Annotated in this window: 20 protein-coding genes; 9 read left to right on the top strand and 11 right to left on the bottom strand. The window is 56.7% G+C overall.

The features are described 5' to 3' along the window. Positions 1-59: 59 nt before the first annotated feature. The gene (locus J7447_RS08355) at positions 60-1,379 is read right to left on the bottom strand and encodes an HlyD family type I secretion periplasmic adaptor subunit (RefSeq protein ID WP_152510827.1); all 1,320 of its coding nucleotides are present in this window, start codon (positions 1,377-1,379) and stop codon (positions 60-62) included. A 256-nt stretch (positions 1,380-1,635) separates the two neighbouring features. On the opposite strand from J7447_RS08355, the gene paaG reads away from it, so the two are divergent. Genes paaG through paaK form a run of 3 tightly spaced genes read left to right on the top strand, consistent with a single transcriptional unit; the run spans position 1,636 to position 4,217 of the window. After that, positions 1,636-2,430 carry a 2-(1,2-epoxy-1,2-dihydrophenyl)acetyl-CoA isomerase PaaG gene (gene paaG / locus J7447_RS08350; protein ID WP_022998693.1) on the top strand — a complete coding sequence of 265 codons (795 nt, stop codon included), beginning with the start codon at positions 1,636-1,638 and terminating at the stop codon, positions 2,428-2,430. A gap of 12 nt (positions 2,431-2,442) precedes the next feature. Continuing rightward, positions 2,443-2,868, top strand: coding sequence for a hydroxyphenylacetyl-CoA thioesterase PaaI (gene paaI / locus J7447_RS08345; protein ID WP_022998694.1), 426 nt, complete (start codon positions 2,443-2,445; stop codon positions 2,866-2,868). A gap of 38 nt (positions 2,869-2,906) precedes the next feature. Beyond that, the gene (gene paaK, locus J7447_RS08340; protein ID WP_062491659.1) at positions 2,907-4,217 is read left to right on the top strand and encodes a phenylacetate--CoA ligase PaaK; all 1,311 of its coding nucleotides are present in this window, start codon (positions 2,907-2,909) and stop codon (positions 4,215-4,217) included. Positions 4,218-4,349: 132 nt separating this feature from the next. Here paaK and paaZ read toward each other — a convergent pair whose 3' ends face one another. From paaZ to J7447_RS08300, 8 genes are all read right to left on the bottom strand, one after another. Beyond that, entirely contained in the window at positions 4,350-6,398 is a 2,049-nt protein-coding gene (gene paaZ, locus J7447_RS08335) for a phenylacetic acid degradation bifunctional protein PaaZ (protein ID WP_209169302.1), read from the bottom strand. Positions 6,399-6,429: 31 nt separating this feature from the next. After that, positions 6,430-7,503, bottom strand: coding sequence for a 1,2-phenylacetyl-CoA epoxidase subunit PaaE (gene paaE, locus J7447_RS08330; protein WP_077292895.1), 1,074 nt, complete (start codon positions 7,501-7,503; stop codon positions 6,430-6,432). Positions 7,504-7,631: 128 nt separating this feature from the next. After that, positions 7,632-8,144: a 1,2-phenylacetyl-CoA epoxidase subunit PaaD gene (paaD, locus tag J7447_RS08325; RefSeq protein WP_055654184.1), complete on the bottom strand. Its 513-nt coding sequence runs from the start codon at positions 8,142-8,144 to the stop codon at positions 7,632-7,634. 4 nt (positions 8,145-8,148) lie between these two features. After that, a complete protein-coding gene (paaC, locus tag J7447_RS08320; protein WP_209169301.1) occupies positions 8,149-8,925 on the bottom strand; it encodes a 1,2-phenylacetyl-CoA epoxidase subunit PaaC in 777 nt (258 codons plus the stop codon). Beyond that, positions 8,925-9,209: a 1,2-phenylacetyl-CoA epoxidase subunit PaaB gene (gene paaB, locus J7447_RS08315; protein WP_006933303.1), complete on the bottom strand. Its 285-nt coding sequence runs from the start codon at positions 9,207-9,209 to the stop codon at positions 8,925-8,927. The genes paaC and paaB overlap by 1 nt, the downstream gene beginning before the upstream one ends. Positions 9,210-9,225: 16 nt before the next feature. Continuing rightward, positions 9,226-9,708 (bottom strand): DUF3291 domain-containing protein, encoded by a 483-nt coding sequence (locus J7447_RS08310; RefSeq protein ID WP_209169300.1) that lies wholly within the window; start codon positions 9,706-9,708, stop codon positions 9,226-9,228. 5 nt (positions 9,709-9,713) lie between these two features. Then, positions 9,714-10,706 (bottom strand): 1,2-phenylacetyl-CoA epoxidase subunit PaaA, encoded by a 993-nt coding sequence (gene paaA, locus J7447_RS08305; protein ID WP_022998701.1) that lies wholly within the window; start codon positions 10,704-10,706, stop codon positions 9,714-9,716. A 129-nt stretch (positions 10,707-10,835) separates the two neighbouring features. Beyond that, a complete protein-coding gene (locus tag J7447_RS08300; RefSeq protein ID WP_209169299.1) occupies positions 10,836-11,696 on the bottom strand; it encodes a PaaX family transcriptional regulator C-terminal domain-containing protein in 861 nt (286 codons plus the stop codon). A 171-nt stretch (positions 11,697-11,867) separates the two neighbouring features. Between J7447_RS08300 and J7447_RS08295 the strand changes: the two genes are divergently transcribed. After that, positions 11,868-13,013, top strand: a complete 1,146-nt coding sequence (locus J7447_RS08295) for a zinc ABC transporter substrate-binding protein (protein WP_168686872.1) — start codon at positions 11,868-11,870, stop codon at positions 13,011-13,013. A gap of 81 nt (positions 13,014-13,094) precedes the next feature. Here J7447_RS08295 and J7447_RS08290 read toward each other — a convergent pair whose 3' ends face one another. Then, positions 13,095-14,984: a L,D-transpeptidase family protein gene (locus J7447_RS08290; RefSeq protein ID WP_209169298.1), complete on the bottom strand. Its 1,890-nt coding sequence runs from the start codon at positions 14,982-14,984 to the stop codon at positions 13,095-13,097. 531 nt (positions 14,985-15,515) lie between these two features. Between J7447_RS08290 and J7447_RS08285 the strand changes: the two genes are divergently transcribed. After that, positions 15,516-15,992 carry a hypothetical protein gene (locus J7447_RS08285; RefSeq protein WP_022998705.1) on the top strand — a complete coding sequence of 159 codons (477 nt, stop codon included), beginning with the start codon at positions 15,516-15,518 and terminating at the stop codon, positions 15,990-15,992. A 61-nt stretch (positions 15,993-16,053) separates the two neighbouring features. On the opposite strand, the gene J7447_RS08280 is transcribed toward J7447_RS08285, so the two are convergent. After that, a complete protein-coding gene (locus J7447_RS08280) occupies positions 16,054-16,608 on the bottom strand; it encodes a single-stranded DNA-binding protein (RefSeq protein WP_055654172.1) in 555 nt (184 codons plus the stop codon). A gap of 584 nt (positions 16,609-17,192) precedes the next feature. Between J7447_RS08280 and uvrA the strand changes: the two genes are divergently transcribed. The 4 genes from uvrA to trmFO all read left to right on the top strand — a co-directional run bounded on the left by uvrA (position 17,193) and on the right by trmFO (position 23,211). Beyond that, positions 17,193-20,123: an excinuclease ABC subunit UvrA gene (gene uvrA / locus J7447_RS08275; RefSeq protein ID WP_022998707.1), complete on the top strand. Its 2,931-nt coding sequence runs from the start codon at positions 17,193-17,195 to the stop codon at positions 20,121-20,123. A gap of 244 nt (positions 20,124-20,367) precedes the next feature. Continuing rightward, positions 20,368-20,517, top strand: coding sequence for a DUF1127 domain-containing protein (locus J7447_RS08270; protein WP_006933294.1), 150 nt, complete (start codon positions 20,368-20,370; stop codon positions 20,515-20,517). A gap of 831 nt (positions 20,518-21,348) precedes the next feature. Then, the gene (locus J7447_RS08265; protein ID WP_006933293.1) at positions 21,349-21,498 is read left to right on the top strand and encodes a DUF1127 domain-containing protein; all 150 of its coding nucleotides are present in this window, start codon (positions 21,349-21,351) and stop codon (positions 21,496-21,498) included. A gap of 294 nt (positions 21,499-21,792) precedes the next feature. Then, a complete protein-coding gene (gene trmFO / locus J7447_RS08260) occupies positions 21,793-23,211 on the top strand; it encodes a methylenetetrahydrofolate--tRNA-(uracil(54)-C(5))-methyltransferase (FADH(2)-oxidizing) TrmFO (RefSeq protein WP_209169297.1) in 1,419 nt (472 codons plus the stop codon). The last annotated feature ends 29 nt before the right edge of the window (positions 23,212-23,240 follow it).

The raw sequence follows: 23,240 nt of genomic DNA, 5'->3' as shown, positions 1-23,240 counted from the left end.
GCTTTTCATTTATCTGCCAGCGACAGAATTCGGAAAACGAGATCTGGAAATGACCCGACTCAACGCTCGCTGAGCGGATCTCCGATTGCGCGGGTGACCGGCTTCAACATGTACTGGAGCACGGACTTGGACCCTGTGACGATCTTTGCGTCAACGACCATGCCTGGCGAGATTGTTTCAGCGCGCGCACCCTGCCCGATCGTGTTGGTTTTCAGCGGGATCATGGCCTTGAAATAGTAGTTGCCGTATTCGTCCCTGAAACTTGACGCCGAGATGACGGAAACTTCTCCCTTCAAGGTACCTTCGATATTCGGGTCGAAGGTCGTAACGGCGATTTCTGCCTCGTCACCGACATCCACATGGCCGATATCGCGCGGTGAAACACGAACCTCGGCAACAAGATCGCTATCGCTCGGCACAATTTCGGCAACCACATCGCCAGGCGCCAGTACACTGCCCGGACCTTTGAGATAAAGCGCCTTGATGTGCCCGCTGACCGGAGCTCGTACGAACAGTCGGTCGTACCGGTCTTTCTGTTTATCGGCTTCGAAAGTCAGCTCACTGCGCTCCTGCGCAACCCGGCTGCGCTCTACGGCCTGTTCCTCTTCGGCCACGGCAATCGAACGTTCCAGGCTGGCGGTTGCCTCCGTCAACTGTGCTCGAACGCTGCCGCTCATACCGTTCAGTTCGCTCAAAAGGCTCTGGGCATTCTGAAGAGACGACTTAGCTTCCAGAAAGCGCCTCTTGGATGTGTAACCCTGTTCGAAGAGGTTTTCCTGGATCTTGTACTGTTCCTGCTGGATCTCGATCTGGGTTTCCTGCAGGGCTATCCGCTCCAGAATACTGGCTAGCTCCGCCTGCTTTTCACTCACCCTCGCCTTCAAGGCCTGCTGTTCTTTTTCCAGTGCCAGGCGTTGAGCGTCATAGGCAGCCTGTTGCGCTTCGCTGAAGCCTGCATCGGCGCCTAGTCTCAGACCATTGGCGGCACTGCCAAGACCCGGATTTCCGAGCCTCTGCTCTTCGGTCGCCAGAAACTTCAAGCGGGTCTGGACCTTCTCGAGATCACTTGACGCGGCGGTTTCCTGCAACCGAACGATTGGAGTGCCTATTTCAACCAGTTGGCCTTCCTGAACCAACACTTCTGCAACGATGCCACCTTCCAGGTGTCCGACAGTCTGCACCTTGCCTGCCGGAACAATTTCCCCTGTCGCACTGGCGACTTCACGCACCTGACCGATTGCCGCCCACGCCAGAAAAGCCGCCGCAGTCAGCGACAAAACCTGCAGAACGCGCCGGTACGCGACTGGCGGTGGGCCTTCCTCAAGTTCCAGAGGAATGTCCAACGAAAAATTGTCAGCGGTGGTTTTACGGATAAACATGTTGCCCTAGCGCTGGCCGAAACTGGGCTAACTATTGACGATTAAAGTAAATATCAGCTGAATCGGGCTGACCATATTTTAAGCGCCTTTTCTCACAAGAGTTGAAAACCGGACGTGTTGCCAGTGGCGAACCGACCAAAGTGATTTGGCGTACCGGAAAACTGCATTCTGCCTTTGACCAGAACGGTTCGTCGTGCATTAATGTCACAACATTATCGATTTTCATGCAAAAGGTGTGATGCTTTGGGAGGGGCGCATGACAGACCGTGATACTGTGCTCGCTGAACAGCGGGATGGCTGTCTTTTTCTAACACTCAACAGACCGGACCGGCTCAATGCCTTCAACGAAGCCATGCATCATGCGCTTCGCAAGCATTTGACCACCGCAACGGAAGACAGCTCAATCAGGGCTGTGCTGCTGACCGGGGCCGGCCGCGCTTTCTGCGCTGGTCAGGACCTTTCCGATCGCGACATGCGCGGAGGTGGCGAGGCACCTGATCTCGGCGTAACACTCGAGACACTTTACAATCCCCTGGTTCGGCAAATCAGGGCTCTCAGAAAGCCTGTCATCTGTGCGGTCAACGGCGTTGCCGCGGGTGCAGGCGCCAATGTAGCGCTTGCCTGCGATATCGTCCTCGCCGCCCAGTCTGCCCGTTTCATCCAGGCTTTCTCCAAGATCGGCCTGGTGCCCGATTCGGGCGGCACATGGTTGCTGCCACGCCTGATTGGAGAAGCCCGTGCGAAGGCACTCGCCATGACGGGCGAACCGTTGGGGGCAGAGACAGCGGCCTCCTGGGGCCTCATCTGGAAGGCAGTTCCGGACACGGACCTCATGACGGAGGCCGGAACGCTGGCAACGCAGCTGGCCGCGGGGGCAACCACCGGCCTTGCGCTTACCAAGGAACTGATACAATCGGCAGCAGACCAGTCGCTCGATCGGCAGCTGGACGCCGAGCGCGATAGCCAACGCCAGGCAGGACGCACGAATGATTATCGGGAGGGCGTCACCGCTTTCCTTGAAAAGCGGTCCGCCCGATTTACCGGCGCTTGAATGAGGCACAGAATGACACCGGATGAATTTGCGCGCGCCTGCGCCGACCGCATGTGGTCGCAGGATACGGCGACACAGCACCTGGACATGAAACTTGAAGATGTACGTGCCGGACATTCGACGATGGCGATGACGGTTACGAAGGCCATGACCAACGGCCACGGCATTTGCCACGGCGGCTATATCTTCACGCTTGCCGACAGTGCCTTCGCTTTTGCCTGCAACACATACAACCAGGTTACGGTTGCCCAGCATTGCGACATCACGTTTCTGGCACCGGCCCATCTCGGGGACCGCTTGACGGCTACGGCCAGCGAGAAATCGCGTACCGGCCGATCCGGCCTCTACGACGTGACTGTGGCCAACCAGAATGGCACTGTCATTGCCGAATTCCGCGGCAATTCCAGAACGACCAAAGGTACAATCTTGCCGGAATGACGGCGAGCGGCCAGACGGGCTGCTCAAGGGAGGAAAATATGGAAAATCTGGCTCCGCGACCGGGAGATCTTGAGCCTATTGAAACAGCCAGCCGGGACGAATTGTCGGCCCTGCAACTGAAGAGACTGCAATGGTCCCTCACCCATTCGTATGAAAACGTTCCGCTTTTCAAGCAACGCTTCGACGAGAAAGGCGTACACCCTTCCGACCTGAAGACCCTCTCGGACCTGTCGAAATTTCCGTTTACGACCAAGAGCGATCTCCGGGACAATTATCCGTTCGGTTTGTTCGCTGTCCCGCGCGACAAGATCGTACGCGTACACGCCTCCTCGGGCACGACCGGCAAACCGACGGTGGTTGGCTACACAGCCAACGACATCGACATGTGGGCCGGTCTCGTCGCTCGCTCCATTCGAGCCTCTGGCGGCCGTCCGGGTGACATCATACATGTTGCTTATGGCTACGGTCTCTTTACCGGCGGACTGGGCGCCCATTACGGCGCAGAAAAACTAGGCTGCACGGTTGTACCGGTCTCCGGTGGCATGACGGAACGCCAGGTGACACTTATCCAGGACTTCAAACCGCGTATCATCATGGTGACGCCGTCCTACCTGCTGTCCATTCTGGATGAATTCCGGCGGCAAGGCATCGATCCTCGAGAAACGTCGCTTGCGACGGGGATCTTCGGCGCCGAACCCTGGACCAACGCAATGCGCAAGGAAATCGAAGACGCGTTCGACATGCATGCCGTCGACATCTACGGCTTGTCGGAAGTGCTTGGACCAGGCGTTGCCAACGAATGCGTTGAGACGAAGGACGGTCTCCACATCTGGGAAGACCACTTCTACCCGGAAATCATTGATCCGGTGACCGGCGACGTTCTGCCGGACGGCGAAATTGGAGAGCTGGTCTTCACCACGCTTACCAAGGAAGGCCTACCAATGGTCCGCTACCGCACGCGCGACCTGACCAGGCTGCTGCCCGGCACGGCCCGGTCCATGCGGCGAATGGAAAAGATCACCGGCCGATCTGACGACATGATCATTCTGCGCGGCGTCAACGTATTCCCGACCCAGATCGAAGAACAGATCCTGAAATGCGAAGGCCTGTCGCCGCATTTCCAGATAGAGCTCTCCCGTTCCGACCGCCTGGACGTCATGACAGTGCACGTCGAAGCCCTGCCGACAGCAGCAACAAGTGACGCACGTCAGGCATCAGCGAAGGAACTCTCGCATCACATCAAGAGCGTGGTCGGCGTATCCGCAAGGATCGATGTTGCCGAGCCCGGCAAAGTGGAACGTTCCGCCGGCAAGGCAAAGCGGGTCGTCGACAACAGACCCAAGGAATAAGGAAACACGTAGGCCAGGCGTCCGGAGGACGTTTCTCCAAGACATCAAAATCAGCCGGTCCTTTCCAGACCTTTCGCCAAAGAAAAAGGCCACCTGATCAGGTGGCCTTTTTCATTTGGATATGTGGTCGGCTTACGCAGACATCGGCCATTCCTTGGCGACCAATGTCAGAACGTCGTACTGGGCAACAGCTTCATCATTCTGGTTGGTCACAAGACAATCCCACCGCACTTCGCCATAGTCTGCTGAAATGCGAGGCGAAATCTCCTTGGCGGTCAACTGAACCTTGAGTGCATCACCTACGTTCACCGGCGTCATGAAACGCAGATTATCAACGCCGTAATTCGCCAGCACCGGACCTTCATCAGGATCGACGAACAGACCGGCGGCGAAGGAAACAATCAGATAGCCATGTGCCACGCGGCCTTCGAAGAACGGGTTCCGTTTCGCGGCGGCTTCATCCATATGCGCATAGAAGGTGTCGCCGGTGAACTTGGCAAAATGCTCGATATCTTCCAGGGAAACTTCCCGTGCCCCGGTGTTCAGCTGATCGCCGATCTTGAGGTCGGCCAATGACTTGCGGAACGGGTGCCGGCTGTCTTCCTGACCTGGTGCACCGGAAATCCAGCGGCCGGTCACTGCGCCCAGCAAGGCGGGCGCTCCCTGGACCGCCGTCCGTTGCATGTAATGTTTGACCGAGCGCAGGCCGCCAAGTTCTTCGCCGCCACCTGCCCGGCCCGGTCCGCCGTGCACAAGCATGGGCAAGGGAGAACCATGTCCGGTTGAAGACTTTGCACTCTTCCGATTGCCGATCATGACGCGTCCATGGAAAGGCGCCATGCCGAGAACGGCTTCCTCGGCAACCAAGGGGTCGTTTGTAAACAGCGAGGCAACAAGAGAACCCTTGCCCTTGTGGGTGAGTTCGACCGCTTCCTCCAGCTCGTCGTAGGGCATCAATGTCGCAACCGGTCCGAATGCTTCGACCGAGTGAACCGCTTCTGCGCTCATCGGGTTGGCGCAATGCAATAGTACGGGAGCCGCGAACGCGCCGGTTGCGGGGCTTGAGCCTGCAAGATCGGAAACGATCTCAGCTTCCACCTTCAGATCACTTACGCGCGCAAGCACTTCCTCACGCTGACCGGCAGAAGCGAGTGGCCCCATCGACACCGCTTCGTCTCGCGGATCTCCGATCACGGCCTTCCCAAGCCTCTTGCCGAGCGCATCAGCAACCGAATCGGACAATTTACGCGGCACGATGACCCGTCGGATCGCAGTGCACTTCTGCCCTGCCTTCACGGTCATTTCTCGGGCAACTTCCTTGACGAAGAGGTCAAATTCGGGATCTTCAGGGCTGACATCGGGCCCCAGAACTGCAGCATTAAGGCTGTCGGCCTCCATGGAGAAGCGAACGGAATTCTGCACGATTGCCGGGTTCCGACGCAGCATTTGCCCGGTGGCGGCGGATCCGGTGAAGGTAACAACATCCTGTCCCGTGACATGGTCGATCAGATCTCCGGCCGACCCGCAAAGAAGCTGAAGCGAGCCTTCAGGTAGAATGCCGGTCGCCAGAATGTGGCGAACCATCAGCTCGGTCAGATAAGCAGTCTGGCTGGCAGGCTTGACCAGGCAGGGTACGCCCGCGATCAGGGCGGGGGCGATCTTCTCCAGCATTCCCCAGCAGGGGAAGTTGAAGGCGTTGATATGAACGGCAATACCGCGCAGTGGTGTCAGCACATGCTGCCCTGAAAAACTATTGTCCCGCGACAGCGGCTCCACCGCACCTTCGACGAACACCCGGGTGTTCGGCATCTCGCGACGGGCCTTGGAGGAATAGGCGAACATGGTGCCAATGCCGCCTTCAATATCGATCCAGCTGTCCTTGCGCGTTGCCCCGGTGGCAAAACTCTCCTGGTAGAAGATTTCCTTTTGCTCGGTCAGCGCCTGCGCCAGGGTTTTCAGCATCAAGGCGCGCTCGTGGTAGGTCATCTTGCGCAAGGCCTTGCCACCGGTGTCACGCCCCCAGGCAAGGGCCTCGCCAAGGTCCAGACCGGATGCGTCGATTGCGGCGACAGGCGCACCGGTTGCGGCGTCAAGCAGCGGCTTTCCCTCGGACTTGCCTTGCCTCCAGCTGCCAGCGAGATAGCTTTCCAAAACGCGGACTTTTTGCGGATGAACGGTCATATCGAATTCCAGTTCTTGAAACGGAATGGTCTCAGGCGTCGTAAGTCACGACAAGGCGTTTGCTCAGCGGCCGCGACTGGCATGTCAGAACGTAGCCATCCCGAATTTCGTCGTCTTCCAGAGCATGATTGGCCGCCATTTCGACCTCACCTTCCAGCACCTTGCCGCGGCATGTGGAACACACGCCTGCACAGCAGGAATATGGTGCATCGATGTTGTGACGATGCGCTGCTTCCAGAATGGTCTCGCCCGGTTCCATGTGGATTTCCCGCGTGGTGCCGTCGATGGTCAACCGAAGATCGGCCTCCTTCGCTGAACCATCAATGACCTCCGGCCGAAGCCGGGCCGGCAAGCGTCCCGGCTGATCGGACTTGAACAGTTCCTGCCGTATCTTGTCCGCCGCAACACCGCGCGCTTCCAGGCTGCCACGAACGGTTTCCATCATGCCGTGAGGGCCGCAAAGAAAAGCAATATCAATGTCCTGAGGATCGATCAGCGTATCGAAGAGATCGTTCAGCTTCTGCTCATCGACGCGGCCGGAAAACAGCTCGGTGTCCTGCGCATCGCTTTTGAGGATGTGGATCACCTGCAGGCGACCGAGATACCGGTTTTTCAGATCCTCCAGTTCCTCTCGGAACATGATCGAGGATATCTGCCGGTTGGCATAGACCAGTGTGAATTGAGAATTCGGCTCGCGGGCCAGTACCGTCTTCAGGATCGACAGGATCGGCGTGATGCCAGACCCACCGGCGAAACCGACATAAAAACGCGCGAGATCCGGTTCGATCGGGGCGTTGAAGCTGCCGAGTGGCGGCATGGCCTCGACCATGTCTCCCGGCCGCATGCTTTCATGCGCCCAGCAGGAAAAAGCCCCTCCGTCGACGCGCTTGATCCCGACCTTCAGTGCACCGTCTTCGGTCCCGGCACAGATTGAGTAGCAACGGCGCACCTCGTGTCCGTCGAAATCACGCCGGAAGGTCAGATATTGCCCCTGCTCGAAACGGAACAGATCCTGTTCCTCCGACTGCGGCTGAAGGGTCACAACGACGGAATCTCTTGTATCCGGCGTTACGTCAGTCACTGTCAGCGCATGAAACCGCGACATGCATGTCCTCCCGAAACATGATCTGCTGCACCCTGCCGATATCGGCAAAAACGGATGCTCAAATAACTCAGGACGGCCAATGGAAGCATTTCACCTTCCCGTGCGTCCCAACTAATTGAAGTGCCCTCTCAGTGGCACTTGAAGTAATCGAATGGCTCCAGGCACGACCGGCAGCGATAAGCCGCCTTGCAGGGCGTGGAGCCAAACTGGCTGACCTTTTCCGTGTTTTCCGAACCACAGCGAGGACAGGCGACCTGAAAGCTCCCCTGACCTGTCAGCCGCGCGAGCCTTCCAGCTGCCGAACTGTCCGAACGGGTTCCGTCTACCGGCGGTGCAATGCCGTAGGCACGCAATTTCGCCCGGCCTTCCTGCGTCAGCCAATCGGTTGTCCAAGGCGGGCTGAGCTGCTGCTCAAGACGCACCTTGGTAACGCCGCATTCCAGCAACTTGGTTTCAATGTCCAGATTGATCACCGCAGTTGCCGGGCAGCCGCTGTAGGTCGGCGTGACGGTTACAACAAGCGTTTCGTCTTGCCAGGAGACATCACGAATGACGCCCAGGTCCGTCAGCGACAGAACCGGAATTTCCGGATCAGGGATCTCGGAAAGCCATTGCCAGACCGTGTCCATGGAAACTGGCATCGGATCACCAGGTTGCGCCGGGATAGGCCCGCTGCAGGAACTGCATTTCTGCCAGCATGTGCCCCAGGTGTTCCGAATGACGACCGGTCAAGCCGCCCATATGAGCGAAGTCGCTTTCCGGAAGGGTAAGCGTAGCCTCATCCAGAACAGCTTCGACTGTTTCTTTCCATTCCGATTTCAGGGAGGCGGCATCTGGAGCAAGCCCAGCTTCCGCCATCGCGGTGTCGATGGCATCACTGGCGAACATTTCACCAGTGTAGGGCCACAACGCATCAAGAGCCTGCTGCATGCGGCGATGGCTCTCTTCAGTACCATCTCCTAGACGGATCACGAGGTCTGCGGATCTGTCGAGATGGTAGGCAACCTCCTTGCCAGCCTTCGCTGCAATGGCAGCGATCCGCTCGTCCTTCGAGCTTTTCAGGGCCTCGAGCAACGGCACCTGATAGGCATCGATCAGGAACTGTCTCATCAACGTCTGGCCAAAATCACCATTTGGCTGCTCGGCCAGCAGGAAGTTGCGAAAGTCCCAGGCGTCCCGAAGGTAAGCCAACTCATTTTCGCCGCGTCCCTTACCTTCGACTTCACCGGCAAGCCCCAGCCACATGCGCGCCTGCCCGATTAGATCGAGAGCGACATTGGCGAGTGCTATATCTTCTTCAAGGACAGGAGAATGCCCGCACCATTCCGAAACGCGGTGCCCCAGAACAAGCGCCGTATCGCCTCTGCGCAGCAGCCATTCGAAGAGAGTGTCGCGTGCGATTAGTTCGTCTTTTCTGGTCATCACATTTTTCCGACTTCATCCGGAATGTCGTAAAAACTTGGGTGACGATAGATCTTGTCCATGGACGGCTCGAACAAGGCATCCTTCGCCCCCGGATCAGAAGCAGTGATCTGTGCCGACGGCACGACCCAGATCGAAACGCCTTCCTTGCGGCGCGTATAGACGTCGCGCGCATTCTTGATTGCCATTTCAGCGTCCGGCGCATGCAGCGACCCTACATGGCGATGATTGAGACCATGCTGGCCGCGAATAAAGACCTCCCAGAGGGGCCATTCCTTTTTCATGATTTCCTCCGAAATGTCAGGCTGCAAAACTTGAGCATCGTGCCGACCGCCACAGATTGGCGTCTTTCACATGCTCCCAGCCGAAGGCAAGATCCGTTGACCCGTGCTCGTTCAGATAGTCGAGCTTCTGCCAGGCTTCTTCGAGCGTTGGCACATGGCCGATGGCGACCGGCCACATGACAAAATGCATGCGCTCCATCACTTCAAACCATTCCACCCGTCGGTCGTAGATGCGTTTGTGAACGGTCTTGAACACGAAGTTTTCCAGAGACCCGACGTCCGTCCATACCGAAAGGTTCGGGATGACCAACGGATCGCTTTCGCGCGTCACGGAAACCGCGTTGCCGGCCTCATCCTTCAAGCGCCAGACAAATCCGTTGCTGCGTTCGGCGGCGGCGTTTACGCGGTTCAGATTGTTGACGAAATCGGCAATCCGCGGATCGTTGATATCGTAACGGAGCCGAGCCACATTCAATTCGGCCAGATGAGTTTCGGTCATGGCGCTTACTCGGCCGCGGTTCTGGCAGCGACCCGCTTGTCAGCATGCGCCATCAACCCGTCACGCACCCAGGCACCATCTTCCCATGCCGTCACCCGGGCTTCCATGCGTTCCCGGTTGCATGGACCGTTGCCCTTGAGAACTTCGAAAAACTCGCTCCAGTCCGGTTCGGAAAAATCGTAGCCGCCCTTTTCCTCGTTCCACCTGAGGTTCTCGTCAGGAACTGTCAGCCCGAGATACTCAGCCTGGGGAACGGTCTGATCGACAAACTTCTGGCGCAGCTCATCGTTGGTGTTGATCTTGATCTTCCAGGCCATCGACTGGGCGGAATGGACAGAGTCCTTGTCGGAAGGACCGAACATCATCAACGACGGATACCAGAACCTGTTCAAGGCATCCTGCGCCATGCGGCGCTGCGCTTCCGAACCCTTCGCCATCTTCATCATGATGTCGTAGCCTTGGCGCTGGTGGAAGCTTTCTTCCTTGCAGATACGGATCATCGCCCGCGAGTACGGGCCGAAGGACGTCCGCTGCAACGGCACCTGGTTCATGATTGCCGCGCCGTCCACCAACCATCCGACGGCACCGATATCGGCCCACGTCAGGGTTGGGTAATTGAAGATCGAGGAATATTTCATTTTGCCGGCATGGAGCAGCTCGATCAACTCGTCCCGGCTGACGCCGAGGGTTTCAGCCGCACAGTAGAGGTAAAGGCCATGGCCTGCCTCATCCTGAACCTTGGCGAGCAGGATTGCCTTGCGCTCGAGTGTAGGCGCACGGGTTATCCAATTGCCTTCCGGCAACTGGCCGACAATTTCCGAATGAGCATGCTGACCGATCTGACGGATCAGGGTCTTGCGATAGCCTTCCGGCATCCAGTCCGTGGGTTCGATTTTCTCACCACGGTCAATGCGTTCCTGAAAGGCTCTTTCCTCGTCAGTCATCTCCGCGAGAGAGAGAACTTTGGTCGAGTCGGTTTTTACCATCTGGGCATACATGACGCCTCCTTTCGTCATGTTGAATTTCCAAAAGGATACCTCACAACACATCACAGAAAAAGCATGAAATTAATTATTTTTGTGATGTTTTGTCGCCTGTTTCAGATGATTGCCGAAACACACTATAATTCAATCAGTTAGGGAAAGTGACCGCATGCGTTCCTGCACCGCATCCGGTGTGGCCGGTAGTGGACCGTCCTGATTCAACAAGTTCCGACCGATGTAACTGTCGGCTGCCGGAGAAAGGCCCGCGTAGAGCGCTGCGAATAACGAACGCGCTTCGTATCCGGCCCAGTCTGCCGGCAAGACCGAGCGTGGCAGGCGGGGATCCCGCAGGCGAATGCCGCGATAGGCATGCACCAATGCCAGTCGGAACAACAGTGCAGACGGAGGTGCAACACCATCTGCGATCAGGTTCTGCATGGGTTTGAAGTGGGAGACAAAGCCTGTGTAGTCCCGAGCCAGCAGCTCCAGTCCGAAGGAGGAAGCAGCTATTTTTTCCAGTTCACCTGATTTCAGGTTCAAAGCCGACGCGCGAAACGCGGTACCAAGGACGGGGCGTCCCGGTCTGTCGGCGCCGATGTAGACATTCCCCTCAAGTGACGCGAAACCAAACCGCATCAGAACGGCCTGATCCGCGGCTTCCGTACAACGAGTCAGCAGCCAGCCACAATCCGGATCCTCAGGGCCATAAAACAAGTCTGCAGCCAGGTGATATTCTTCCCGGGCATCCGGTGTCAGGGCATAAAAGCTTCGCCTGCCTTCCCGCTCACCTTTCAACTGACCTTTTGAAACCAGGCGAGACACTGCTGTCCTGACAAGCGATTCATTAACGCTGAAGCCGGCACAAAGGCTGATCAGGTCTCCCATCCAAAGCACACCGCCACGCGGTTCAACGATGTCGCCGTAGATGGTCACGATCAGCTGCGCAGCCTTGGGCGGAAAAGGCCGCAGGAAACTGTCAGCAAGTATTTCAGTTCCGGTGTGCATGAAGCTTCTGATCCGTCAGCATTTTTCTAAAGCTTATCTGTACGGCGGCTGCAAACCAAGATGTTGACGGATGCTCTCGACAACATTCCGGCGAAAGTGGACTTGAAAACCCGTTTTTTGAACGTTATAAAATTACACGTTATAAAATTACATCATCCTGAAGGCCTACCTATGCCCCTCACCTTCTCCGCCATCAAGAACAGCGCCTACAGGTCACTTTATCTGACGGCTCCCGCCGCAGCAGCACTTGTGACCCTGACAGTGAATGCGCACGCCGACGCCCCCAGTGTCGTCACGTCCATCAAACCGATCCATTCCATCGCATCGGCCGTTATGGAAGGTGTCGGGACGCCCTATGTCCTTGTCGACGGTGCCTCCTCTCCTCATGGCTATGCGCTGAAACCGTCGCAGGCGTTTCTACTTCAGGGAGCCGATGTGGTGTTCTGGGTTGGGCCAGAACTGGCTCCCTCGCTCAAGAAGCCGATCGAAACCATGGCCAAGAATGCTGTAACGGTCGAACTGATCGATGCGTCTGGAATTCATCAACTCGACATCCGCGAAGGTGCCAGCTTCGACGCCCATGATCACGATCACGACGATGGGCACAGTGGCGAAGAGCATGCGCATGATCATGCAGAAGAAGATGACCACGACCACGCCGGCGGCGAACATGATCACGAAGAGGGCGAACATGAACATGCCGGCCACGAACATGATGACGACGACAGCCACGCCGAAGCCCATGACCACTCGGGTCACGACCACGACGCAGAGCATCAGCACGCGGCACACGGGGCTGTCGATCCGCATATCTGGCTGAACCCGGAAAACGGCATAGAGATCGCAAAAATCATGGCAGATACCCTGGCGAAACAGGATCCTGCCAACGCCGAAATCTATAAAAAGAATGCAGCGGCTTTTTCCAAGCGGATCGCGTCACTCGATCAGGACATTTCCGCTGAACTGGCTCCGTTTGCAGACAAAAAGTTCATCGTCTTCCACGATGCCTATCATCATTTCGAACATCACTATGAAATCGAGGCCAGTGGATCGGTTACCGTTTCTCCGGAAGCTCTGGCGAGTGCAGACCGAATTCAGGAAATTCAGGGCAAGATCAGGGACCTCGGCGTAAGCTGCGTTTTTCAGGAACCGCAATTTGACGCAAAGCTGGTTTCGGTTGTTCTGGAAGGCAGCAGCGCTCGGTCAGGTACGCTTGACCCGCTGGGCACCGATCTTGAAAATGGCCCGGACCTTTATCCGCAACTTCTGAAGGGGCTCTCAAGCTCTCTGAAGGAATGCCTCGGTGGCGCTTCCTGATATTGCCTCTTGGAGAGGGCAAACAAAAAAAGCCGCCGGAGGTCACCCCTTCGGCGGCTTTTGTTGTTCTGCTATCCCAGATCAGGACGTTCTGACTTTTTCCCGCTCTGCTTCGGTTTTCTCGATGGCCTTCAACAGATGCATGTCCCTGTCGTAGACGTCGGTATAGAAGGCAACCGTCCCGTCCAGTTCAGGCCACGCCGTAAAGTAGGACACATAAACCGGAATATCGCCGGTCACCTGTTCTTGCTGGTTCTGACCGCCCGAAATACGCGAGCTCACGTAATCCTTGGATTTGCCGAGAACCGCAGCGGCCATGGCCTTCGGATCCTGCAGACGGATGCAGCCATGGCTGTATGCGCGCATATCCTTGTTGAAGAGGTTTTTTGACGGCGTATCGTGCATGTAGATGTGATGCCTGTTCGGGAACAGGATCTTGACTTCGCCAAGCGCGTTCGAGCTGCCCGGATACTGGCGGACGTTGACCGATTGCTGTTTGGAAGCAACCGCGTACCAGTCGACTGCGGAAGACGAAACCTGCCGGCCGCCTGGTGTCGTTACTTCATAACCGGCGCGGTCGAGATAACTCGGGTCGTTGGCCAGTTTCGGCAGCATTTCATTGACAATGATCGAATACGGCACGCCCCAATAGGGATTGTACTCAACGATTTCGATCTTGTCGTAGAAGAAGTTGGTCTGATTGGACTTCTTGCCGACAACCACCCGCATGCTCAATGGAGCTTCGTCAGGCGCGGTATAGGTCGCGGTGAAGGCAGCCTGGTTGATGAAAACCTTGCGTTCGCCGAGCTCTTCGGGAAGCCAGCGGCTGCGCTCCATGGCCAGTTCGACCTTGGCGATCTTCGCCGCGTTGGTTTCGCCGACCATCGCGTTGATGGTGTTCTTGCCGATGATACCATCCGGCGTGAGCTTGGCTTCCTTCTGGAAAGCCTTCACCAGCTTAACGAGTTCCGGAGAATAAAGTTCAGCGCCATCATAGGCAGTCAGCGTCTCTTCGTGAGCCGACTTGAGTTCCTCCGAGCCGTTCTTGGCGATCGCGGCGACGATGTTCTTCATTTCAGGGCTGGATTTGCCAGCCTTCAGGAATGTGCCGGGCGCGATGACGATCTGGTCGGCGTCTTCATCTTCTGCTCGCAGGCGGGCCAACTCTTCGGTCAGCTTGCGGAAATGTTCACTCTGAGGCTGCGCTTTGGCAACTGCTGTTTCGGCATTGGCCGCTGCCTTGAAGCCTTCCAAGGCTGCAACGAGATCGACTTCATGCCTTGGCAGATCGTGATATTCGGAAATCCGGTTCGGATCGACACGGCCGCGCCTGGAATCCAGAACATATGTCAGAACGGCTGCACTCATCTCCATCTCGAACCGCATCGTAGCGGCATCGAGTGCCTCACCTTCAAGACCTTCAGTTACGGGAAGATCGACGACATAGTCTTCCGGGTTCAGCGCAAATTTGCCTGTTTCAGCGAGACTGCTGCGGACCGCGATTGCCTTTTCTGTCGGCTTACCGTCTTTCACCCAGACGAAATCGGGATGCTCACGATAGAATGAAATGACTGCAGAACCCACTTCCGGAAGGACGGTGAGCGACATGTCTTTCAATGCCGGACGCGCCGTGTCGAATGCGGTCAGAACGACCGGAGCCTGTGGCAGGCTATCGCTTTCGGTGCTCGGGGCATCCGTCGTTTCAACGGGCTGGACATCAGGCTTCACCTCGGCGGACTTGATCTCCGACAATTCAGCCAGCGAAACCTTCTTCCAGCTGTCGGCCGTGTAATTGAGGTAGCGCGGCGCAGAGACCTTTGCGGTAACGACCTTCTTGCTAAGATCCTGTTGGCGCTCACGCTCCTGCTGTCGGCGATGCGCTTCCGGATTGAACAGACGCTGGAACAACCCCTGCGCGGAAGCAGGCTCAACCGAGACCAGGTTAAAACCGGAAAAAAGCACCGTCGCCATCAAGCCAGCCCTGAGGGACGTCCCCAGGACAGAACGTTTCGGTTTTTTCCCGGTACATTCGCTCAGTGCCATTGCATTCGCTCGCATTGTCTAAACCCGCTTTTTTTAAATCTTTTCGAACCTGACGCCTTGCCCAAGTCACCAGGGTTTTATTGCTTCCCTGCAAGGATCGAAGGCTGTTCGGCATATCCGCCGAGGATGTTCTACATCCGAGCGTGATATGGCAACGCAGTTACCGTGCAACCGGGCCCCGCGACCCGATTCCCGGAAACTGCGCCCGTAAACCGTTTGATACTATAACAGGGTTCATCAGATGGTTAAGGGGCGCCGTCCTACACAGGTTTGAAATCAGGCGACTGTGACGATTTTGCCTCGTTGCTGACAGTACAGCTGCCCACCATCACGGTGCCAGAAACGGCAGAACTGCGGCTGTTTGGAAAAACTACCTGGCGTGATTGGCATCACGCCGCCTTCTTCGTCAAAGGGGTATCTACGGCTTCACGAGTACGTGAGACATTACCGGAGAGCCAAATGCCGTTTCAATTCAATGTTGGTGACCATTCGTCACCGATCTGGAAATACACAAGTTTCAACTCTTCCCAGTATTCAAAGCTGAAATGGGCCAGAAACAAGCTTTTCAAGATGGTCAAGAACAACCCGGGATGTAATGCCTATTTCCGGACGCTGCCCAAGGGGCGAAGCTTGTCGGACATGATCAACGACAGCTCGATTTGGGTGAATTACGGACCGACCATTTCACCGCTACATGGGGAAATCCACGTTCCTTCAGGGGAAATCGCGGTTGGTGACCGGGCCTTTAAAATGGGCAGGTGGATGGTGCTGGCCACCATCATTCATGAATTCGCGCATCACAACGGCGCCCCGATTACGGGTGGCGACACACGCGCAGAAGAAGCCGTCTATCACTGTGGTCTCGGCAGTGCGAAGGAATATTACGACGGCGTTGATGACCCGAACACGCCTTACGACCCGAACGTCGGCGGTTGATCAACATACCCTGGTGCGCGGCCCCAAAGCATGGGACCGCACCCGGTAGGGCAGAAAAAGATCAGAACGGAATTTCGTCGTCCATAGGGCCGCCACCGCCACCGGACGGACCGCCGTAACCGCCACCGCTGCTGGAACCGCCGCCGTAGCCACCACCGAAATTCCCGCCGGAACCGGAACCACCGCCGCCGAAGCCGCCTCCGCCACCGCCTTGTGAGTCATTGCCGTAATCGGGAAGACCGCCGGATGCACCGCCACCTTCGCCGCGGCCGTCAAGCATGGTCAGGTTGGAGTTGAAGCCCTGCAGCACGATCTCGGTGGAGTACCGGTCCTGACCGGACTGATCCTGCCATTTGCGAGTCTGAAGCTGGCCTTCGAGATAAACCTTTGATCCCTTGCGCAGATATTGCTCCGCAACTTTGCAAAGACCGTCGTTGAAGATCACGACGCGGTGCCACTCCGTCTTTTCACGACGCTCACCGGTGTTGCGGTCGCGCCAGGATTCCGACGTCGCAATCCGGAGATTGGCGATCGGGCGGCCATCCTGCGTACGGCGGATTTCCGGGTCTGCTCCCAGATTGCCGACCAAAATTACTTTGTTGACGCTGCCCGCCATACTGAACTCCTGTTTGTTTTTCGTTGACCCCGCCGACGATGTTCGTGTGCTTCTCCGGCACGTGTCGATAAACGGTCAACGTTGCAAGCTTTGCTGCTAGAAACCAGAACCCTAACGGCACGCCAACAGCTTCGCCGCTATTTTCGCCAGGCTTCACTCATTTTCCACAAGGCAACTCACAAACTGCTGCCTGGTTCATCCGCCTAAAATTCGAGCAAAGTCGACAGACACAATCCTTGATTGCACAAAGTTACAATTTGCTCCACTTTTGTTCCAATCAAGCCCCGATTTTTCTGTCAGGACATTATCTCATGAACTGCGAGGTTTCGGTCACCTATTTCTGCTCGGCTCCTGACGCGGCAATCGTTAATGTACTTGTTTTGTTCTTATCATTTCTGTAAAAGCGATTCAATCAGGCATCGCATCGACGAGTGCCTCTGGCACGATAATGAAAATGCCTCACTGGAAGCTCCGCCCGAAACTGCTATATCGGGGCAAACAGACATCATCGGCAATGGACCATCTTAGCGTATGCGAGAGCAACAATCGTCTTTGGGCGACGCATGCGGTCAGGAAGAACGACAATGAAGACAGCCAAGGGATCGCAGTCGGAAGAAGCCTGGAAGGCGGACCCAACACGGGTCATCAGCATCCGTGGCGCACGAGAGCATAATCTCAAGGGCGTCGACCTGGACCTGCCCCGCGACAAGTTGATTGTCATGACCGGCCTGTCTGGCTCAGGCAAGTCGTCACTCGCCTTCGACACCATATATGCAGAAGGACAGCGGCGGTACGTGGAAAGCCTGTCCGCCTACGCGCGTCAGTTCCTGGAAATGATGCAGAAACCGGACGTCGACCAGATCGACGGACTGTCGCCGGCAATCTCCATCGAACAGAAGACCACGTCCCGCAATCCGCGCTCCACAGTTGGAACGGTTACGGAAATCTACGATTACATGCGCCTTTTGTTTGCGCGTGTCGGCGTTCCCTATTCCCCTGCTACCGGTCTGCCGATCGAAAGCCAGACCGTCAGCCAGATGGTCGATCGCATTCTGGAGCTGGAAGAAGGTGCCCGCCTCTACCTGCTCGCGCCGATGGTTCGCGGCCGCAAGGGCGAGTACCGCAAGGAACTTGCCGAGCTGATGAAGAAGGGTTTCCAGCGCGTCAAGATCGACGGAACCTTCCATGAGATTTCCGAGGCCCCTGCCCTCGACAAGAAATTCAAGCACGATATCGACGTCGTCGTAGACCGTATCGTCGTGCGTGACGATATCTCCGGTCGGCTTGCCGATTCACTGGAAACGGCGCTGAAACTTGCCGATGGCATTGCAATTGCCGAATTTGCCGACAAGACCGACGAGAACGGCAACCCGGAACGGCTGATCTTTTCCGAAAAATTTGCCTGCCCTGTATCCGGCTTCACCATTCCGGAGATCGAGCCGCGTCTGTTCTCGTTCAACAATCCCTTCGGTGCCTGCCCCACTTGTGATGGCCTTGGAACGACACTCGCTTTTGAAGAAGACCTGGTTGTTCCTGACCACTCGCTATCCTTGCGCGAAGGAGCTGTCCTGCCGTGGGCGAAGACAGGGTCGACATCACCTTATTATGCCCAGACGCTGGAAGCACTCTGCAGTCATTTCAAGGTGTCCATGGCAACGCCCTGGAAGGATCTTCCTTCGGAAGTGCGCGAGGCAATCCTTCATGGAACTGGCAATGCGAAGATTGAATTCGTCTATGATGACGGCGTCCGCAGCTACCGGACAGAGAAGACCTTTGAAGGTGTAATCGGCAATATCGAACGGCGGTGGCGCGAGACGGAATCCACCTGGGTTCGCGAGGAACTGGCAAGGTTTCAATCCGATCATGCCTGCCCGGCTTGCAGCGGGTTCCGTCTGAAGCCGGAAGCGCTTGCCGTCAAGATCGCCGGCAGGCATATCGGTCAGATCACCGAACATTCCATTCGCGATGCAAGCCTCTGGTTTGAAGCCCTGCCGGAGCAACTGAACGACAAACAGAGCGAAATCGCAGGCCGCATCCTGAAGGAAATTCGCGAGCGGCTGAAGTTCCTGAATGACGTTGGCCTTGAATATCTCACCTTGTCCCGCTCTTCCGGAACACTGTCAGGTGGCGAAAGCCAGCGTATCCGCCTCGCCTCGCAGATCGGCTCGGGGCTGACAGGAGTTCTCTATGTACTGGATGAGCCGTCCATCGGCCTTCATCAGCGCGACAACGCCCGTCTTCTGGAAACGCTGAAACACCTGCGCGATCTCGGCAATACGGTGATTGTGGTCGAGCATGATGAAGACGCGGTGCTGACTGCCGATTACGTTGTCGACGTCGGACCTGGAGCAGGCGTCCATGGTGGGCAGATCGTCGCCAAGGGCACACCCTCCGAAATCATGGCCAATCCCAATTCGTTGACGGGGCAGTACCTGTCTGGATCCATGATGGTTTCGCGCAACGACGAGCGCAGAAAAATCAACAAGAAGCGGAAGATCTCCGTTCGCGGCGCCCGCGGCAACAATCTGAAGGACATTGACGTCGACGTGCCGCTCAGCACGTTTACCTGTGTCACCGGTGTGTCGGGTGGCGGCAAGTCCACGTTCCTGATCGATACGCTCTACAAGGCCGCAGCTCGTCGCCTCAATGGCGCGCGGGACAACCCTGCCCCGCACGATCGCATCGAAGGCCTGGAAGTGCTCGACAAGGTCATCGACATCGATCAGTCACCGATCGGCCGGACCCCCAGATCCAACCCGGCGACCTACACCGGTGCCTTTACCCCGATCCGTGAATGGTTCGCCGGCATGCCTGAAGCCAAGGCCAGAGGCTATCAGCCCGGCCGGTTCTCCTTCAACGTCAAGGGAGGCCGCTGCGAAGCCTGTCAGGGCGACGGCGTCATAAAGATCGAAATGCACTTTCTGCCGGATGTGTACGTCACTTGCGACGTATGCAAAGGCAAACGGTACAATCGGGAAACGCTCGAGGTCGAGTTCAAGGGCAAGTCGATTGCCGACGTGCTCGACATGACCGTGGATGAAGCCGCCGTGTTCTTCTCCGCAGTACCCGCCGTGCGCGACAAGATGGAGACTCTGGCGCGTGTCGGTCTCGGCTACATCAAGGTCGGCCAGCAGGCGACCACGCTCTCAGGTGGTGAAGCGCAGCGCGTAAAGCTTGCGAAGGAACTCTCCAAGCGCTCGACGGGGCGTACGCTGTACATTCTGGACGAACCCACGACAGGCCTGCATTTTCACGATGTCGCAAAACTGCTGGAAGTGCTTCACGAACTGGTCGACCAGGGCAACACCGTACTGGTGATCGAGCACAATCTTGAAGTCATCAAGACGGCAGACTGGATTATCGATCTGGGACCGGAAGGAGGCGACGGTGGCGGCACGGTGGTTGCTACCGGGCGGCCTGAAGACGTTGCCGAGGTTTCGGAAAGCTACACGGGTCAATTCCTGCAGGAACTGCTGCAGCGACGTCCGCAACGGGCACACGACGCTGCGGAATAGGTCTTAACCAGTCTCCAGTTACGTGACGACAGGCATGTGTGCACCGCACACATGCCTTTTTCATATGTATTTCCGCATGTTCCACGAATCATCTCGAATCTGGCCGCGCAAGCTTTGCTGCATTGCATCAAACGCATGTCAGGCATGCAGAGATGGCACTTCTTTTATTTCGAGTGGTGAAATATATCATTGGACAACAACGGCGCGGAACGCACACGCGTTTCGATAATTAAGGAATAAGAAGATGTTTGACACCGTGCGCCAAAAGTACAGCAACTGGGTGAGCTACCGCCGTGCGGTTGACGAATTGTCCCGCCTTTCGGCCCGTGAGCTTGCCGACCTCGGCATCTGCCGCAGCGACATCAAATTTGTCGCGCGTCGTCAGATTGGCTGAATGAAATAAAGAGATCGCGTCCCTAGGCATCCTCCTCCCAGCCGACGGGCGTGTGACACGCAGGGCATCCTCCTCCCAGCCCTGTCACGTCGAAACGTCGCCCGCCAGCACCTCCTCCCGCTGGCGGGCGTTCGTTTTTCTGGCATCCTGATTTCCTCCCATGCCTGTCTGGTCAGGCAAAAGAGTTCTCAAAATTCTGACACTCCAACGCCAAGTGCGATATCTGGATGTGTTGAACTATCTCCAGGTCGATGTCTCTGCTCTTGCGGCGACAGCTCGCTCATTCCTCCAAGCGAAGCAATCCCTGTGAGAACGCCCAAGCGATGCGAGTCAGCACAAAATAGGATTTCACAAGCTGGGTCGTTACCCGGGCCGGGGTCGCATTCGGATAATTTGAAGTCTTCGCTTGCTGCGATGCCATGTTTTCGATAGGGCTGGTAGATCGACAACCTGTCTTGTGAACTCCACCGCCTTCTCCGTCTATCGCCGCCTGCCTTCCGTCAGCGCAGATCACCCGTGCGTACCAGGTCAGTCTAGAGTTTTCAGGCGATACCAAATGACGGATCGATCCGTAGAAAGGAACCCTCCCGACTGCATTTTCATTTCGCACCTGCGAACACTCAAATCATGACAGCTATGCGAAGCATGCGGGTCGTTTTGCCATTTCAACCCCATTAAGGCTTTTTTAATCTGCATTTTTTGCATATCAGCTTCGCGATTTCCCCTCTACCTCGCACTGCACAAAACACCTATCTTCCAGCCTGTAAGAGATGAACGGGCCAGACGCCGATCCGCGGTGCCATGGCCATGAGATAGCGAAAGGCCTAAACCATGATCGATACTGTTGTTCGCAAATTCAATAACTGGAAACGCTTCCGTCAGACCTATGACGAGCTGTCCAACCTGTCCAACCGCGAACTGGACGACCTGGGCATTGCCCGCTCCGACATCGCTCGCTACGCGCGCATGTCTGCGAAATAACAAAGCTTCGCGGTCAGAAGGTATCCTCCTCCCAACCTGATGACCGCATCTTCCGCGCTCCATGCGTGGAACTCCAAAAGCGCCTGCCGGTACCTCCTCCCACCGGCGGGCGTTTTTTTTGTTTTGTCGGCAATCATATCGGTGCCCGACATCAGACCATTCCGTCACATCGATATGGCGCACATTGCGGTTGCCCGACTTTGCCTGTAATCAGGTCGGCAAAGCAATTGTCCGGATCCACCTTGCCGCAAGTCGGTGACGAAAGGCGGCCGGAACAAGTCCCAGGGACACAAAATGACCCCCATCCATATCATCGGCGGCGGCCTTGCCGGTTCAGAGGCTGCCTGGCAGATCGCACAAGCCGGACTGCCCGTCGTCCTCCACGAAATGCGCCCTGTCCGCAAAACGGATGCTCATCAGACCGAAGGTCTTGCCGAACTTGTCTGCTCGAATTCTTTTCGTTCTGACGATTCCGAGCAAAACGCCGTTGGCCTGATACATCATGAACTGCGTCAGCTCGGTTCTCTCATCATGTCTTGCGCTGACGCGCATCAGGTACCTGCCGGCAGTGCACTTGCCGTGGATCGGGACGGATTCTCCAACGCCGTAACGACCGCACTTCAAAATCATCCAAATGTGACGATCTCGCGTGAGGAAGTCGCAGGTCTGCCCCCCTCTGACTGGGAAAAGGTCATCATTGCAACGGGACCGCTGACGTCACCGGCTCTCTCGGCGGCAATCCTGGAAAAAAGCGGGGAAGATGCTCTTGCATTCTTCGACGCTATTGCACCGATCGTCCACTTCGAAAGTGTTGATCTTTCCAAGGCCTGGTTCCAGTCCCGCTATGACAAGGTGGGGCCTGGCGGCACTGGCAAGGACTATCTCAACTGCCCGCTGGACAAGGTGCAATACGAAGCATTTATCGATGCGCTTCTTGAAGGTGAAACAGCGGACTTCAAGGAATGGGAAGAAAACACGCCCTACTTTGATGGCTGCCTGCCAATTGAAGTCATGGCTGCCCGCGGCCGCGAAACACTTCGGCATGGCCCGATGAAGCCCATGGGACTGACTAACGCGCATAATCCGCAAGTGAAGGCCTACGCGGTTGTGCAACTGCGTCAGGACAATGCACTCGGCACGCTCTACAACATGGTCGGTTTCCAGACAAAGCTGAAATACGGTGCCCAGGCCGACATTTTCCGGATGATTCCAGGCCTAGAAAACGCACAATTTGCCCGCCTTGGTGGCCTTCACCGCAACACCTTCCTGAACTCGCCGAAGGTTCTCGATGGAACCTTACGGCTCAAAGCCGATCCTCGGCTGCGGTTTGCCGGTCAGATCACCGGCTGTGAGGGCTATGTGGAATCGGCGAGCGTCGGCTGCCTCGCCGGACTGTTTGCAGTCCTTGAAGCCCGCGGTCAGGAGATCGTCCTGCCACCCGCAACGACTGCCATGGGTGCGCTGCTCGGTCATATAACCGGCGGACATATCACACGGGACGAAGGTGCCGGCAAACCGGGCTCTTTCCAGCCGATGAATGTCAATTTCGGCCTCTTCCCCGAAGTGGACGCACCAAACAAGGATGAAAACGGCAAGCGACTGAAAGGCAAGGACAAGACCCGTGCAAAGAAGCTTGCGATGACCAATCGGGCGAAAACGGACTTCACGGGCTGGCAGGCCAAGTTGGGCCTTGTGAAACAGGCCGCCGAATAGTCGGTGCCGATTGGCCCCATGTTCAGGCA

Source organism: Labrenzia sp. R5_0, assembly GCF_017743835.1.
In the GTDB taxonomy this organism is placed as follows: domain Bacteria; phylum Pseudomonadota; class Alphaproteobacteria; order Rhizobiales; family Stappiaceae; genus Roseibium; species Roseibium algicola.
The sequence above is the reverse complement of the archived record's forward strand: the minus strand, read 5'-3'. Positions and strand labels throughout refer to the sequence as shown.